Raw genomic sequence first — 14,271 nt, 5'->3', positions numbered from 1 at the left:
GCCTTACAATGGTGAACATAGAAGTACTCTAGCAATAAATAATTAATATTTTACTTGTTTATTGCCTCAGTTCTTTGTTGTGCGTTCGTTATTTTTCAAAAGGTAATTTCTGTTTAAATTCGGGATTTCGTTGTTCCCAATTCGTTTTCTCTATTTGATAATGTTTTTTAAATTCCGATATCATTATTTCATATTCCGATTTTGGGAATTCAAATCCGTTTATTTTTTCAAACCATTCAATTTTTGAGCCAATTTTTTCAGCGTTATATTCCGTAGTTTTATCAATTCCTAATCTTTTCCATTTTATTGTTTTTCCGCAATTTTGTATTTCCGCTAAAATTAGTGTGCAGGAAAAGTCATTATCATCTGGACACATTAATATTGGGCAAATTGTTGTTTCTCCGTATTTAGGTAAAATTCTATTCCAAACAACTTTTCGTTCCTGTTCTATTTCCATCCAAAAAAGTAGAGTAGGATAAAGTCCTTTGTACATATTGTTTGGATATAGTTCTTCGAGTTTTTCGTCAAGCCAAAATCCGTCAATTTTTAGATTCGAAAAATCATCTGTTCCGTAATCACTTTTATCTATTTCGGCTTTTATCGTATTCATTGGTTTTAATGACGCACAACACTTTGATAAATCGAGTTTTCAATTCGTTTTATCTATTGTAAAGTGAAGATACATTTTCTGTTTAAAACATGAAAAATCATTCGATATAAAACCAATTAATCCATATAAAATACCGTTAGGTTTTGTAAAGAGTTAAAAAGCGTCCTTTAGTCCTGTCGAACTAACGAGAGACATCACACAATTAACACAGAGCAGAGTATGCAAATCCGACACTACAAATCAAGATACGATTTTTCCTATAACGTAAACAATAAAATAGTTTACTCCAGCCAAATCTTATCTAATACTAACTTAAAAGACTGTGGTTTTTTATTAGCAATTAAAAAAGTAAGCTGTTCAATACTATTGCTGTTAAAATTTGGTATATCTAAAGATCTACCTCTATAAGTTGGTTGCAAACTAGCTAGTTGTAATTTAATGATTTGCCAATCTCCGTTGGTTTTAAACTCTTTTTTGTAAGAATAATAGTCGTTTTGGTCTTTTTTTAATCTAAATTGATAGTTGTTACCATCGCCTTTAAGCTTGATACAAACTGTTTTGTAGTTGGTAATATCTAATGTATCAAAAGTATATTGCACAGAGCTAAAACCACCATTATTTTCTAAAGATACGTCGCCGCTAAATACTGCATAACCATCTTTATTTAATTGAAAGTTTCCGTTAGATTTTCCACCCATAACAACATCATCTACAACTTGCCAATCATCTAAATTACTGGTGTTATTAAACTGAAAAATTGTAATTGAAGTCATAAAAGCAAAAAGGATTAAGGTTAAGATTAGAGTTTTCATAGTTTTTTACTCTAAAAATACGGATTTTATAGCAGTTTGTTAAATGAATTGGTGTTAGGATATGTAATTCCAGATGTTTTTAAACTTAGCCATTTGACGATAGGTGTTTAAAATAACCGCATTTTCTGGATGTGATAAGCTTGGATCTTTGCTTAGTAGTTGTTTAGCCCAATAACGTGCGTGTTGTAAAATGTAGCTGTCTTTTACTACATCTGCAATACGCAAGTTAAGTACACCGCTTTGTTGTGTACCCATAATATCTCCTGGACCACGAAGTTTTAAGTCTACTTCGGCAATTTCAAAACCATCGTTGGTTTGACACATGGTTTGGATGCGTGTTTTACTGTTTTCTGATAGTTTGTGGCTTGTCATTAGGATACAATAACTTTGTGCTGCGCCACGACCAACACGACCACGTAATTGGTGTAATTGCGATAAGCCAAAACGCTCGGCACTTTCAATAATCATTACAGAAGCGTTTGGCACATTTACACCAACTTCTATCACCGTTGTAGCGACCATAATTTGAGTTTCGCCTTTAGCAAAACGTTGCATTTCAAAATCCTTATCGGCAGGTTTCATCTGTCCATGAACAATCGAAATTTGATACTTAGGCGCAGGGAAATCTCTAGCGATACTTTCGTATCCATCCATTAAATCTTTATAGTCCATTTGAGCGCTTTCTTGTATCAAAGGATAGACGATATAAACTTGTCTTCCTTTAGCTATTTCATCACGTATAAATCGAAACACTTTAAGTCGATTATTATCGTATCGATGAACGGTTTTTATGGCTTGTCTTCCAGGTGGTAATTCGTCGATAATCGAGATGTCTAAATCGCCATAAATTGACATGGCTAAAGTACGCGGAATTGGTGTTGCTGTCATCACCAAAATATGCGGTGGAATAGGAGCAGATTGTTCGCCATTTTCTAAAATTATGGACGGACCTTTTTTCCATAATTTAGAACGTTGCTTAACTCCAAATCGATGTTGTTCGTCAATAATGGCGAGTCCTAAATTTTTAAATTTCACCTTGTCTTCAAGCAAAGCATGTGTGCCAATTAAGAGGTCTAATTCGCCATTTTCTAGTAAATTATGAATTTCTTTTCGTTCTGAAGTTTTACTTGAACCTGTAAGTAGTTTAATTCTGATTTTCAAATCTTTACACAGCTCAACTAATCCGTTGTAGTGCTGGACTGACAAAATTTCAGTTGGCGCCATTAAGCAGGCTTGGTAACCGTTGTCAATCGCCATTAATACTGACATTAGCGCAACAATGGTCTTTCCAGAACCAACATCGCCTTGTAATAAGCGATTCATTTGCGCATGACTACCTAAATCTGAACGAATTTCTTTCAAAACACGTTTTTGTGCATTGGTTAATTCGAACGGTAAATGGTGTTTGTAAAAGTTGTTAAAGTGGTCTCCAACTTTATCAAAAGGCAATCCTTTTATCTTCTTTTTATTGATTAAATTTTTTAAAATTAATTGCAATTGAATGTAAAATAATTCTTCAAATTTTAACCTAAATTTTGCTTTAGAAAGTGCTTCTTGATTTTGCGGAAAATGGATGTTGAATAAAGCTTCAGATTTAGAAATTAATTGGTTTTCTTTTAGCAAATTTTTAGACAAAGTTTCGGCAAATTTCCCCTTCGTTTCTAAGAACAAATTTTGCATGATTTTTGTCATCACACGATTGCTAATTCCTTTGTTAGAAAGTTTCTCTGTAGAAGGATAAATGGCTTGCATATTACTACGCAAATTTGCTTGATGCTCGGACAATAATTCGATGTCCGGATGAGGCATGCTAAACTTGTTTGCAAACAAATTTGTTTTACCAAAAATGACGTATGGTGTATTTAGTTTTAAACTTTTTCTAATCCATTTTTGACCTCTAAACCAAACTAGTTCCATAGTGCCAGTTTCATCTTTAAAAGTAGCAACTAATCGTTTGCCTCTTTTTTGAGCAACTTCTTCAAACTTGATAATTTTACCAACAATTTGAACTTCGCTAGCATTAGGTTGTAACTGGTTAATTTTATAGTACTGCGTGCGGTCTAAATACCGATTAGGAAACAGATTGATTAGATCTTGATATGTATGAATACCTAACTCTTTACGTAGTAAATCTGCACGATTTGGTCCTACGCCTTTTAAATAATCTATAGGAGTTTGTAAGTTGGTACTCATAAGCAACGAAATTACATTTTTTTGAGTTAAAGTGAAAGAGTTTAGTGTCACTTCGAGTGTTTTGTGAAGCATGAGTAAAATGTATCGAGAAGTTGTCATGTCGAACCAAAGAGAGACATCACACAATTAGCTCGACGCAGAGTAAGAAAATTAGAAACTCCAAAAGAACTTCAAAGTAGGTGAGATTTCTCCTACCGTCGAAATGACAAGTCTAAGTCATGTCGAACCAAAGAGAGACATCACACAAGTAGCTATGAGTGTAGTTGAAAAATATTAAAACCGATATGATTCGATTTCTCCTTTCGTCGAGATGACAAAAAATTGTATTTTGGTCTAGTCCTTGATAAATACAAACTATGAGATATTACCTATTACTTCTTTTTACATTTTTTAGTTGTCTTGTTTCTGCACAGCAAACGGATGTTGTTGATTTTAAAAGAGCTGAAGTAAATATTACTGTACAGACAGAGGATAAATCAATTTTTGGTTTGGTTACTTACTATTTTAATGTTTTAAAAGCAATAGATTCTTTTTATGTAGATGCAAAAAACATCGAGTTTGAAGATGTGTCTGTTAATGGTAGTAAAGTTGAGTTTAATTTAAAATCAAATCATTTAATTATTAAGAAAAAACTTGATGTTTCGGTAGATAATGAGCTTTTGTTAAGTTATAAGTCAAAGCCTAAAAAAGCTATGTATTTTGTCGAAAAAGAAGAATATACACAAGTTTGGACACAAGGTCAAGGTAAATACACTAGCAATTGGTTGCCAAGTATTGATGATATGAATGATAAAATTGAGTTTGATTTAAACATCACTTATGATAAAGATTATACCGTTGTTGCTAATGGAAAACTAACAGAAAAACAAATCAACGAATCAACAATTACTTGGCATTACGACATGCAACAAACAATGTCAAGTTACCTTGTTGCTTTAGCTATTGGTAAATACGATAAAAAAGAAATCACTTCAAAAAGCGGTATTCCTATCCAATTATATTATTATCCAGAAGATTCTGCAAAAGTAGAGCCAACGTACCGTTACACGAAACAGATGTTTGATTTTTTAGAGGAAGAAATTGGCGTGCCATATCCTTGGCAAAACTACAAACAAGTACCTGTAAAAGACTTTTTGTATTCGGGTATGGAAAATACTAGTTGTACGATTTTTTCAGACGATTTTATGATTGATGAGGTTGGTTTTGTAGATAAAAACTACGTTAATGTTAATGCGCATGAGTTAGCTCACCAATGGTTTGGCGATTTGGTTACCGAAACTTCAGGGACGCACCATTGGTTGCAAGAAGGTTTTTCTACGTATTACGCGCTTTTAGCAGAACGCGATATTTTTGGTGACGATTATTACTATTGGCAATTATACCAATATTTAAAAGAATTAGAAGCACAAGAACAAGCCGAACAAAGTACAGCGTTACTAGATCCAAAATCTAGCAGCACAACGTTTTATAAAAAAGGTGCTTGGGTTTTGCATGTTTTAAGAGAAAAAGTAGGTGATAAGGCGTTTAAAATAGCTGTAAAACGTTATTTAAACAAACATGCTTACGGTAATGTAGAAACTAATGATTTTATAAGTGAAGTTGAAAAAGCTTCCAAAATGGAATTGTCTAATTTTGTACAAGTTTGGTTAAAAAGTAAAGCATTACCCATTAACGAGATGAAAGCGGCTTTACAATCTAACCAAACGTCTGAATTTTTAATAACTATTGAAGAGTATCCGTATTTAAAATACAGAACAGACGATGATGATAATTATGTGCCATCAAGTTTGGTAACACAATTACCAGAAGGATTTTATCCAATGCAAGTTGCAGTATTAAAAGAAACGTTGTCTAAACCAGACTATCCAACTTACAACGATTTGGTAAAAGAAGCGTTTGCGTCTAAAAATCTTCACTTAAGACAAGCATTAGCATTAAACATGTCTGAAATTCCGGAAGACTTTCAGCAAGATTATGAAACGTTGTTAAATGATCAATCGTACGTCACCATTGAAGCTGCTTTGTATAACCTTTGGGCAAATTTTCCGCGAAAGCGAAATAAATATTTAGAGCAAACTCAATCTATTTATGGGTTTAACGATTACAATGTGCGTACGTTGTGGTTAACATTGGCTTTAGCAACACCAGAATTTCAAACAGATAAAAAGCAAGATTTTTTTGAGGAATTGGTAAGTTATACCAATCAAAAGCAACCGTTTAGTTTACGCCAAAATGCATTTGGTTATTTGTCTAGTATTGGTGTGTTTAATGAGGACGCTTTAAAACACTTAATTGAAGCTTCAAAACATCATAATTGGCGATTTAAAAGTTTTGCTAAATCGTTATTAGAAAAATTATCTGAAGACGATAGATATCAATCAATAATTAGTAATTTGCAAAAATAATAGTAACCCAATACAAGATTAAATTTGAAAGCTTTAGTAATTTCTGGTGGCGGAAGTAAAGGTGCGTTTGCAGGTGGCGTAGCGCAATATTTGATAGAGCAAGAAGGTAGAGATTATGATATGTATTTGGGCACATCTACCGGTAGTTTGTTAATTCCGCATTTGGCAGCGCATGATATTGGAAAGCTGTATGATATTTATACGCATGTTAATCAGCATTCTATTTTTAATATTAACCCTTTTGTTGTTAAGAAAAAAGGCGATAGAGAATATGTGTCTATTAATTACTTTAATACTGTTTTGCAGTTTATTAAACGTAAGCGAACCTTTGGAGAAAGTAAAAATTTAAGAAAGAATATTAAAGAGAATTTTACTAAAGAAGAATATGATCGTATTCGTGCAACCAAAGAAGATGTGATTGTTACGGTAACTAATTTATCTAAAAATAGAGCAGAGTACAAGTCTATTAAAGACTTTAGTTATGAAGAGTTTTGTGATTGGATTTGGATTTCGTGCAATTTAGTGCCTTTTATGTCTTTAGCAACTAAAGATGGTTTTGAGTATGCTGATGGTGGATTGGCTTGTGTTGTACCTATCAGAGAAGCTATTTTAAGAGGAGCAACCGAAGTAGATGCGATTATTTTAGAAAGTGAAAACCTTGAGTATAACAAGGTTTTAGGTAAAAATCCGTTTTCTTTAATGATTAACTTATTTGGACATTTGTCTGATCAAGTAGAAAAAGGCGATATCGCAATAGGACGCTTAGCAGCAAAACATAGAAATGTAAAGCTTAATCTATATTTTACACCAACAAAACTTACCGAAAACTCGTTAATCTTTAATAAACAATTGATGGAAACCTGGTGGCAACAAGGGTATCATTACGCTGAGTCTAAACACGCCATAGGACAACCAATGGATCAAAGTGAAAAGTTTAAGGACGAAATAGAGTCTTAACTCTTACCAGATTTCAGATACTTCTTTTTTAATATAGTGTAAACCTGCATTGCTTGGTGCTGGTTTGTCTAGCATTTCGTTTAAAATAGCTTCACGAAGTTTATCTGCATTATCAATTTTTTCGCTCATAGCGACTTTTCTAATTAATTGCACTGTCGCGCTTTTAGATGCATTAATCACACTCCAACAATTATCACTAAAGTAGATTTGTTGTGCTAGGTTGTGCTCAAACTCTTGCTCAATATTTTTTATTAATAAAGTTTCGTAGTCTTCCTTATTGTTACCAACAGGTGCAACACGAAGTAATAATTTATTAGGAGAGATACGTTCTAAGAACAGCGTTAACCTTTCGTAAGCTTGTAATCGTATCGGTAAAGATTGTTTATTAAGCTCTTTAGCTACTTCGTATTTTCTACGCTCAAATTCATTGTTAAAGTATTCTCTAAAAAATAAGTAAGCAACAATACCAGTAATTAAAGCAGGTATACAATACAATAGTAGGGTTAAGACTTGATCTTCCATGGTTGTTTTTTTGTTTATACAACAAACTTAATGTGTTTTAAATTATTGTACAAGTAAACCGATAATTGAATGAAAACCAACTTTGGTTGAACGAGAATCCTTACAAATAGATTGGTAGTACTTTTCTAATGTCTACCTCTTTATTTTTGGATTGCTATTAATCTTTTAAAATAAATCGTCAAGTTTCCTGATAGAGTTATTCTTGGCGATTTGTTATTAGATCATAATTTAACCTCAAAATTTTTAAAAATGAAAACCTTATTTAAACAAGCATTAGTCGTATTAGTACTTATAACATTATTTAATTGCGATAATGATGATGGTAATGCACCAAATGAAAACGTTTGTAATTATCAAGGTCTTACTGCCGAAATTAATAGTACGCAAACTTTAATTCCAGAATCCGATTTACAAACAGATTATTTTCCAAATAATGATGGACTAGGTATGCCAGCTGTAGAAGTTTGGAGCACAGCAAGTCCAGGTGATACTTTTATAGTAACAAGAGCTGTAACAGATGGTGCTGTAGATGCAAATCCTGAAATTAGAATAGGTACTGTAGATTATACAGGTACTGTAACATGCCAAAGAGGAAATAGTGCTGTTGGTGATGAAATGAGATTTGATATCGTTTTATCTAATGGTAGTGAGGCTGAGTTATGTGTAATTATAGATACTGTAACTCCTTAAACTATTTGTATGAAATCTATAAAGTTTTTATTTGCAGTATTGTTAGTTATCACAATGTTTAATTGTGATAACAACGACGATGCACAAACAGATCCTGTAACTCCAACAGATGGATTTACACATAACAATGTATTTTACAATACACCAAATGCTTATTTTGAAATAGATGAAGATGATGACGATCCTAATATTGGTGGTGATGGTTATCCAGACAACTATAGTTTTTTCTTCTCTAATGGACGTATGTTTGATAATGACCCAGCAAATGTCAATGGTTTAAATGATGATTTTTTATTCTCTTTAAATACTACTAACTGGGTGTTTTTAAATGTAGAAGTTGTAGATAATCCAAGTTTGTCTAATGCAGGTTCTTCTGCAGGAAACACTTATGTGGTTTCTAGTATAAACGACTCTGTAATAATAGAAAACGGTCAAATAAATGGTTTAAATCCTGCTTATTTTATTAACGGTGTGGAGTATGGAACAGGAGACGAAAATGTAGGCGTTTTTAATACTCCAGGTACGCAAGGTCCAAGTATAACAATTAATACAATAGATTTAGACGCTAATAATCCTTCTGCCAGTACAATAGATGTCGATTACACTTTTATGAATCAAAATGGAGAAGTCATTACAGGACATTACGAAGGAACCTTTGGAGTAATTCTAGATTAATATGAAAATATTTAGAAATATAATAGTTGCTTTAGTTCTTTTTACATCTTGTAATAATGACGACGATGTAAATAACGATGCAACTAACGAAACCCAGTGTAACTATCAAGGTTTTTCGTATTTAGATAACAATAATAACGATCAAACTTTAATTCCAGAGCCAGAATTAAACACACAATATTTTCCAAATGCAAGTAATGGACCATATGGAGCGCCAGGAATAGAAATTGCTTCATATACAGGTTCAACTACGCTGTTTTTTACTACTAATGTAATAGCATTAAACGATACAGGAACTGGATTAATTACCATTGATAATGGTACTGAGCAAACAGTTACTGTTACTTGTCAACGTGCTGGAACAGCAGTTGGTGACGAGGTGAGATTAGACGTTGTTTATGGAAGCGTAGAGGTCGAATTTTGTGTAATAATTGATGAGGTTTTATAAAATAGATAATTATGAAAATACAAATTAAACACTTAGTACTTTGTTTAGGTTTATTAGTTTTTAATTGTAAAGATGAAAATAAATCTCAAGCATTAGAAAAAACTACTAAAACCGAAACTTCAAAGCCATTAAGTAAAGCAGAGAAAACAGAAATAGTAAGATATTATTTAATAAATGGCAGAAAGCTTGAAGAAAAAAATTTTCACGAAATCATCTTTTTAAATGATGCTGTAGATGGTGTAAAAGTCATTCACTACGAAGGTAAAGACGCTTTTTTTGGTTTTAAATTCTCTGAAGCATTACAATTTTATAATGCTAATAAAAAATAAAATTATGAAATCAATATTAAAAATTAGCTTACTATTTAGCATAATATTTTTGGTAGCTTGTAGTAATGATGATGATGGGTCAACAACTACAGGAAATACAAACGAATATTTTAAATACACAATAGATGGTGTAGAACGAATATTTGATTATGAGGTAGAAGGACATTTAGAAACAGATACTTCTACAATAATAGATAGATTTGAGATAAATGCATCAGGACAACAACCAAGTGGCGATTTAAGAAGAATTGCTGCTAGTTTTTCTTTTGATAGTAATGGTGTTTTTATACCAGCTTCTACTTATAATTAGGGATTAGCTTTAGATAGTACTCCAACAGAAAAATTCTATTTTGCAGAAAGTACATCTACCAATTTGTTTGTTTTATCTGGTGATTTTGCAACGCACCCAATAGTTGCTTCAGTTACTTCGGCAAACCCATCAAATATAGGAGATTATTTAGAATTTACTTTTTCAGGAACTTTTGATGATAATGGTACAACCAGAACTATTTCAGGTGAATGTAGAGTACAACGAGATGCAGATCAAAATTATTAAAAATATAGATTATGAAAACAATACTAAAATTAAGCCTACTATTTACTTTAGTATTAATAGTAGCATGTGGTAACGATGACGATGCGTCATGTGTTGAACAAACATGGTATCAAGATGCAGATGCAGATGGTTTTGGTAATCCAGCTGTAACACAAAATGCTTGTACACAACCAACAGGTTTTGTTTCTAATAATACAGATTGTGATGATAGTGATTCCGGTATAAATCCAGGAGCACAAGACGTTTTTGATGGAATTGATAACGATTGTGATGGAGATGTTGATGAATGTACAGCAGATTCAGATTGTGATGATGGTGACCCAAATACCTATGATTATTGTAATAATGGATATTGTACATCTGTACCTTATTGTGCTAATGATAATGACTGTCCAACAGGAACAACTTGTGTAGATTTAGGTGGTGGACTAAAAGTTTGTCAATAATAATTCATTTACATTTGTGTAACCAATAAATACATCTATTTTGAAACCAAAACAATTCCATATCATATTCTTCTTGATCTTGATATGGAATTGTTCATTTTCACAAAACTATACCAATTACACCATTGCAGATGGATTGCCAAGTAACCATGTGTATAAGCTAACTCAAGATTATAAAGGGTTTATTTGGTTTGCTACAGATAAAGGTTTGGTAAAATATAATGGTTCTACCTTTAAAAATTTTACCACAAAAGATGGTTTAGCAACTAACGATATTTGGAATATTTTGCCTACCAAAGACGATAAACTTTGGTTCTTGTCTAAAACATCAAGTTTAGGTTATGTTAAAAATGATAGCGTTTATAATTTTAAAAGTGATAAAAAAAACGAAATTTTCTATCCAATTTTCACTAGTCATTTAGCAAATGAAGTTATTCTAACAAGTCCTTCAAAGTCACACAGATTAATCGATAATCAATGGAAAACAGTACTAGAAAATAAATTTAGAAGCGATAATTTTTTCCTTTACGTTAAGCATTCTAACATTAAAAACATAGAGCTGATTTATCCATTAGATTTTATTAAAATTCACACAAAATCTGATGAATCAAAAGAATTTAGATTCAAAAATAGGTTGTCTAGCATCCATAAGCGTGGTCAAATAACAGATAGTTTGTTTTATTGGGTAGACAACAAATCATATCACATTCTAAACTTAAATACTCGGCAATTACATAGTAAAACCTTTAAGCAGCAGTTAGATTTAGAAACTGTAAAACATGCTAGAATTAATTTGATTAACAGTCAATTACAAATATCTGCTACTGGTTTTGTTGGTGTGTTAGATAATAATTTCAACATTAAAAATACTTTTGTTTTTCCAGAAGAAGTAGAAGCACATTTTGGGTTAATTGACGCTTCAGGATCGGTTTGGGTAACGTCTTTTAACAATGGTATGTACTATTTTACTAAAAACAAGCAAGAGGTTATTTATCAATTAGAAAATGATAAAATACTAGATATCAAAAAAGTAAATACTAAACTTCTTGTAAATGTATTTAATAAAGGATTTTATGAATATAATAGTAAAACCAAAACACTAAAACCAGTTGTTTTAGAAAACGATTTCTTTTTTGACGCAAATTACATTGAAGATACTAAAACCGAATATTACCTATCTAATCAAGCTATTTATAGTATAGAACAAAACAATATTTCTAAAAAACAATATGTAAAAGATTTAGACGAAGATTCAGATATATTTAGGCAATTTGTATATTTTAAAAATACTATATATGCTATTTTTTCAACTGGAATAGCCAAATTAAACTCAAATACATATCAAGTTGAAGAAGAGTATTACCAAAACGGAATTACACAGTTATTGGTGTTAAATAATAGGTTACTTATAGCAACAAACAATGGATTAAAAGAACTAAAAAATAATATAATTGAAGCGATAGATTTTGAAAATCAATTTTATGACATTTCCATTTTAAGTTTAGTTAAAGTATCTAAAAATCAATTTTTAATCAATACTGATGGATTTGGAAGTTATATCACGGATTTAAAAACCATTATACCATTACCAAAATCTGAATTTTTAATAGCTAATAATGCATTTGTAAAAGAAAACTCGCTTTGGTTAGCTACCGATTCTGGTGTTTTGCAATACGTTAAAAAAGATGAAAACTTTCAATATTTAAAAACGTTTGATGTTTCAAGTGGATTGCCAACCAGCCAAGTAAACACAGTCTTTGTAGAAGATAATGTTTTAATTGCAGGTACCAATTCTGGTATAATTACAATGCCATTAATGGCCGAAGTTACTAACAAATGTATCGATTTGTATGTTGATGCAGTCTATTTTAACGATACGAAAATTTCAAACAATGCATCATTTCAATTTCAAGACAATAACAGTCTTAATGTAAATGTTGAAACTATAGATTTTTCAAATGATAAAGACAAAACATCGTATCACTATAAATTAAAACCAGTACAAGATTATTGGAATATTTCTAATACATCGCTCTTAAATTTCAATAATTTAAAACCAGATAATTACACGCTTTATGTAAAAAAGAATGGTAAAGAAAAAACATTTCAATTTACCATTCAACCCTTGTGGTGGCAAACCTTGTGGTTTAAAACTTTACTTGGTTGTTTAATCACTACCTTGTTGGTATCTACAGTTTGGAAGGTAAGTCAGCAAATACAAAAGAAAAAAGACCAAAAACTTATTCAAGAGAAGCAATTGTCAGAAATTCAATTAAAAGCTTTGCGTAGTCAAATGAATCCGCATTTTGTATTCAATTCATTATCAGCAATTCAGTATTACATCAACGAAAACAATTATGAAGCTTCGGAGCAGTATTTGGTGAAATTTTCTAAACTAATTAGGCAATTTTTTGAACTTTCAAAAGAAAATGAAATCACCTTAAAAGATGAAATTCAGCTACTAAAAAGCTATTTAGAAATTGAAAAGCTGAGGTTTAGAGAAAAGCTAGATTTTCAAATCAAAGTAGATGAAAACCTTAATGTAAAGGAAACTAAAATACCAACCATGTTACTGCAACCAATAGTTGAAAATGCAGTAAATCATGGTGTTTTTAATAAAGTTGAAAACGGAAAAGTTACCATAAAATTCAATGTTGTTAATACGCAAACCATTGAAGTAAAAATTATAGATGATGGAGTAGGTTTTGCAAACACAAAATCTAAACAGAAAAAACATAATTCTTCAAACGTTATAGCAGATAGATTAAAATTTTTAAATCAGACAGGAATTTGGAATATTACTTTTGAAAATAAAGAACTAAATTCTGAAGCAGAGGATAAAGGAAATCAAGCTATATTTATAATAACGAATTTAAGGTAATGAGTCAGTTAAAAGCCATATTAGTAGACGACGAGATTTCTAATCTAAAAGGATTAGAAAAAAAGCTTAAAACGTTATTTCCAGAAATAGAAATTTCTGGTATGTTTCAATCGCCAGAAGATGCTGTAAGTGCTATAAATACAACTCAATTAGATATTTTGTTTTTAGATATACAAATGCCAAGGATTGATGGTTTTGAGTTGTTATCACGATTAAAACATATCAATTTTCAGATCATTTTTGTGACTGCGTATAGCGAATATGCAATAGAGGCTTTTAAACAATCTGCTGTAGATTATATTTTAAAACCAATTGATAATGACGATTTAAAAATTGCGGTACAAAAAGCTTTGTCAAATATTGTTTCAGAAAAAGAAAAGCAGTCTAACTCTAGACTATTGGATTTATTGTCTGAGACTGTTAAAAAAAATAAAGTTGTTGTACCAACCTCAAAAGGTATATCCTTTATTCCAGAAGAAGAAGTTATGCACTTAGAAGGTTACGAAGGCTATACAAGAATTCATTTAATAGATGGTACAACGCTAATGAGTTCTTACAACTTAGGTAAGTTTGAAAAAACTTTAGGAGCAATTTTTTTTAAGTGTCATAAATCGCATATTATCAATTTAGAACACGTTAGACACTTTGAAAATGAAGGTTACATTGTTTTAGATACAGATTACAGAGTGCCAATATCTAAAACTAACAAAAAAGCTTTTTTAAAGATGTTTAGCTAGTTTTAATTTT

Annotated in this window: 15 protein-coding genes; 11 read left to right on the top strand and 4 right to left on the bottom strand. The window is 31.2% G+C overall.

All coding sequences use genetic code 11. The features are described 5' to 3' along the window. Positions 1-88: 88 nt before the first annotated feature. From WA340_RS02530 to recG, 3 genes are all read right to left on the bottom strand, one after another. Entirely contained in the window at positions 89-610 is a 522-nt protein-coding gene (locus tag WA340_RS02530; RefSeq protein ID WP_336127152.1) for a hypothetical protein, read from the bottom strand. Between the two features lie 281 nt (positions 611-891). Further along, positions 892-1,422, bottom strand: coding sequence for a CIA30 family protein (locus tag WA340_RS02525; protein WP_336127151.1), 531 nt, complete (start codon positions 1,420-1,422; stop codon positions 892-894). Between the two features lie 54 nt (positions 1,423-1,476). Beyond that, complete coding sequence (gene recG, locus WA340_RS02520) at positions 1,477-3,615, bottom strand: ATP-dependent DNA helicase RecG (protein ID WP_336127150.1); 2,139 nt, start codon at positions 3,613-3,615, stop codon at positions 1,477-1,479. Positions 3,616-3,971: 356 nt separating this feature from the next. Here recG and WA340_RS02515 point away from each other — a divergent pair, with 356 nt between their 5' ends. Then, positions 3,972-6,020, top strand: a complete 2,049-nt coding sequence (locus WA340_RS02515; RefSeq protein ID WP_336127149.1) for a M1 family metallopeptidase — start codon at positions 3,972-3,974, stop codon at positions 6,018-6,020. A 24-nt stretch (positions 6,021-6,044) separates the two neighbouring features. Further along, a complete protein-coding gene (locus WA340_RS02510) occupies positions 6,045-6,977 on the top strand; it encodes a patatin-like phospholipase family protein (protein WP_223076496.1) in 933 nt (310 codons plus the stop codon). A 3-nt stretch (positions 6,978-6,980) separates the two neighbouring features. Here WA340_RS02510 and WA340_RS02505 read toward each other — a convergent pair whose 3' ends face one another. Then, positions 6,981-7,499 carry a DUF7935 family protein gene (locus WA340_RS02505; protein WP_027879748.1) on the bottom strand — a complete coding sequence of 173 codons (519 nt, stop codon included), beginning with the start codon at positions 7,497-7,499 and terminating at the stop codon, positions 6,981-6,983. A gap of 249 nt (positions 7,500-7,748) precedes the next feature. Here WA340_RS02505 and WA340_RS02500 point away from each other — a divergent pair, with 249 nt between their 5' ends. The 9 genes from WA340_RS02500 (at position 7,749) to WA340_RS02460 (ending at position 14,261) form a co-directional block, all read left to right on the top strand. Further along, entirely contained in the window at positions 7,749-8,189 is a 441-nt protein-coding gene (locus tag WA340_RS02500) for a hypothetical protein (RefSeq protein ID WP_336127148.1), read from the top strand. Between the two features lie 9 nt (positions 8,190-8,198). Further along, a complete protein-coding gene (locus WA340_RS02495) occupies positions 8,199-8,864 on the top strand; it encodes a hypothetical protein (protein ID WP_336127147.1) in 666 nt (221 codons plus the stop codon). 1 nt (position 8,865) lies between these two features. Further along, positions 8,866-9,312 (top strand): hypothetical protein, encoded by a 447-nt coding sequence (locus WA340_RS02490; RefSeq protein WP_336127146.1) that lies wholly within the window; start codon positions 8,866-8,868, stop codon positions 9,310-9,312. 11 nt (positions 9,313-9,323) lie between these two features. Continuing rightward, entirely contained in the window at positions 9,324-9,641 is a 318-nt protein-coding gene (locus WA340_RS02485) for a hypothetical protein (RefSeq protein WP_336127145.1), read from the top strand. Positions 9,642-9,645: 4 nt separating this feature from the next. Beyond that, complete coding sequence (locus WA340_RS02480; RefSeq protein WP_336127144.1) at positions 9,646-9,951, top strand: hypothetical protein; 306 nt, start codon at positions 9,646-9,648, stop codon at positions 9,949-9,951. Positions 9,952-10,014: 63 nt separating this feature from the next. Further along, a complete protein-coding gene (locus WA340_RS02475; protein WP_336127143.1) occupies positions 10,015-10,197 on the top strand; it encodes a hypothetical protein in 183 nt (60 codons plus the stop codon). An 11-nt stretch (positions 10,198-10,208) separates the two neighbouring features. Next, positions 10,209-10,643 (top strand): putative metal-binding motif-containing protein, encoded by a 435-nt coding sequence (locus tag WA340_RS02470; RefSeq protein ID WP_336127142.1) that lies wholly within the window; start codon positions 10,209-10,211, stop codon positions 10,641-10,643. A 40-nt stretch (positions 10,644-10,683) separates the two neighbouring features. Then, positions 10,684-13,524, top strand: a complete 2,841-nt coding sequence (locus tag WA340_RS02465) for a sensor histidine kinase (protein ID WP_336127141.1) — start codon at positions 10,684-10,686, stop codon at positions 13,522-13,524. Beyond that, the gene (locus WA340_RS02460; protein WP_336127140.1) at positions 13,524-14,261 is read left to right on the top strand and encodes a LytR/AlgR family response regulator transcription factor; all 738 of its coding nucleotides are present in this window, start codon (positions 13,524-13,526) and stop codon (positions 14,259-14,261) included. The genes WA340_RS02465 and WA340_RS02460 overlap by 1 nt, the downstream gene beginning before the upstream one ends. Positions 14,262-14,271 lie beyond the last annotated feature (10 nt).

The organism is Mesoflavibacter sp. CH_XMU1422-2 (genome assembly GCF_037029245.1).
In the GTDB taxonomy this organism is placed as follows: Bacteria; Bacteroidota; Bacteroidia; order Flavobacteriales; family Flavobacteriaceae; genus Mesoflavibacter; species Mesoflavibacter zeaxanthinifaciens.
The sequence above is the reverse complement of the archived record's forward strand: the minus strand, read 5'-3'. Positions and strand labels throughout refer to the sequence as shown.

Bases quoted from the DNA above. Each gene is read 5' to 3' on its own strand.
- WA340_RS02530 (WP_336127152.1), bottom strand. From the start codon at position 610: ATGAATACGATAAAAGCCGAAATAGATAAAAGTGATTACGGAACAGAT.
- WA340_RS02525 (WP_336127151.1), bottom strand. From the start codon at position 1,422: ATGAAAACTCTAATCTTAACCTTAATCCTTTTTGCTTTTATGACTTCA.
- recG (WP_336127150.1), bottom strand. From the start codon at position 3,615: ATGAGTACCAACTTACAAACTCCTATAGATTATTTAAAAGGCGTAGGA.
- WA340_RS02515 (WP_336127149.1), top strand. From the start codon at position 3,972: ATGAGATATTACCTATTACTTCTTTTTACATTTTTTAGTTGTCTTGTT.
- WA340_RS02505 (WP_027879748.1), bottom strand. From the start codon at position 7,499: ATGGAAGATCAAGTCTTAACCCTACTATTGTATTGTATACCTGCTTTA.
- WA340_RS02500 (WP_336127148.1), top strand. From the start codon at position 7,749: ATGAAAACCTTATTTAAACAAGCATTAGTCGTATTAGTACTTATAACA.
- WA340_RS02495 (WP_336127147.1), top strand. From the start codon at position 8,199: ATGAAATCTATAAAGTTTTTATTTGCAGTATTGTTAGTTATCACAATG.
- WA340_RS02490 (WP_336127146.1), top strand. From the start codon at position 8,866: ATGAAAATATTTAGAAATATAATAGTTGCTTTAGTTCTTTTTACATCT.
- WA340_RS02485 (WP_336127145.1), top strand. From the start codon at position 9,324: ATGAAAATACAAATTAAACACTTAGTACTTTGTTTAGGTTTATTAGTT.
- WA340_RS02480 (WP_336127144.1), top strand. From the start codon at position 9,646: ATGAAATCAATATTAAAAATTAGCTTACTATTTAGCATAATATTTTTG.
- WA340_RS02470 (WP_336127142.1), top strand. From the start codon at position 10,209: ATGAAAACAATACTAAAATTAAGCCTACTATTTACTTTAGTATTAATA.
- WA340_RS02460 (WP_336127140.1), top strand. From the start codon at position 13,524: ATGAGTCAGTTAAAAGCCATATTAGTAGACGACGAGATTTCTAATCTA.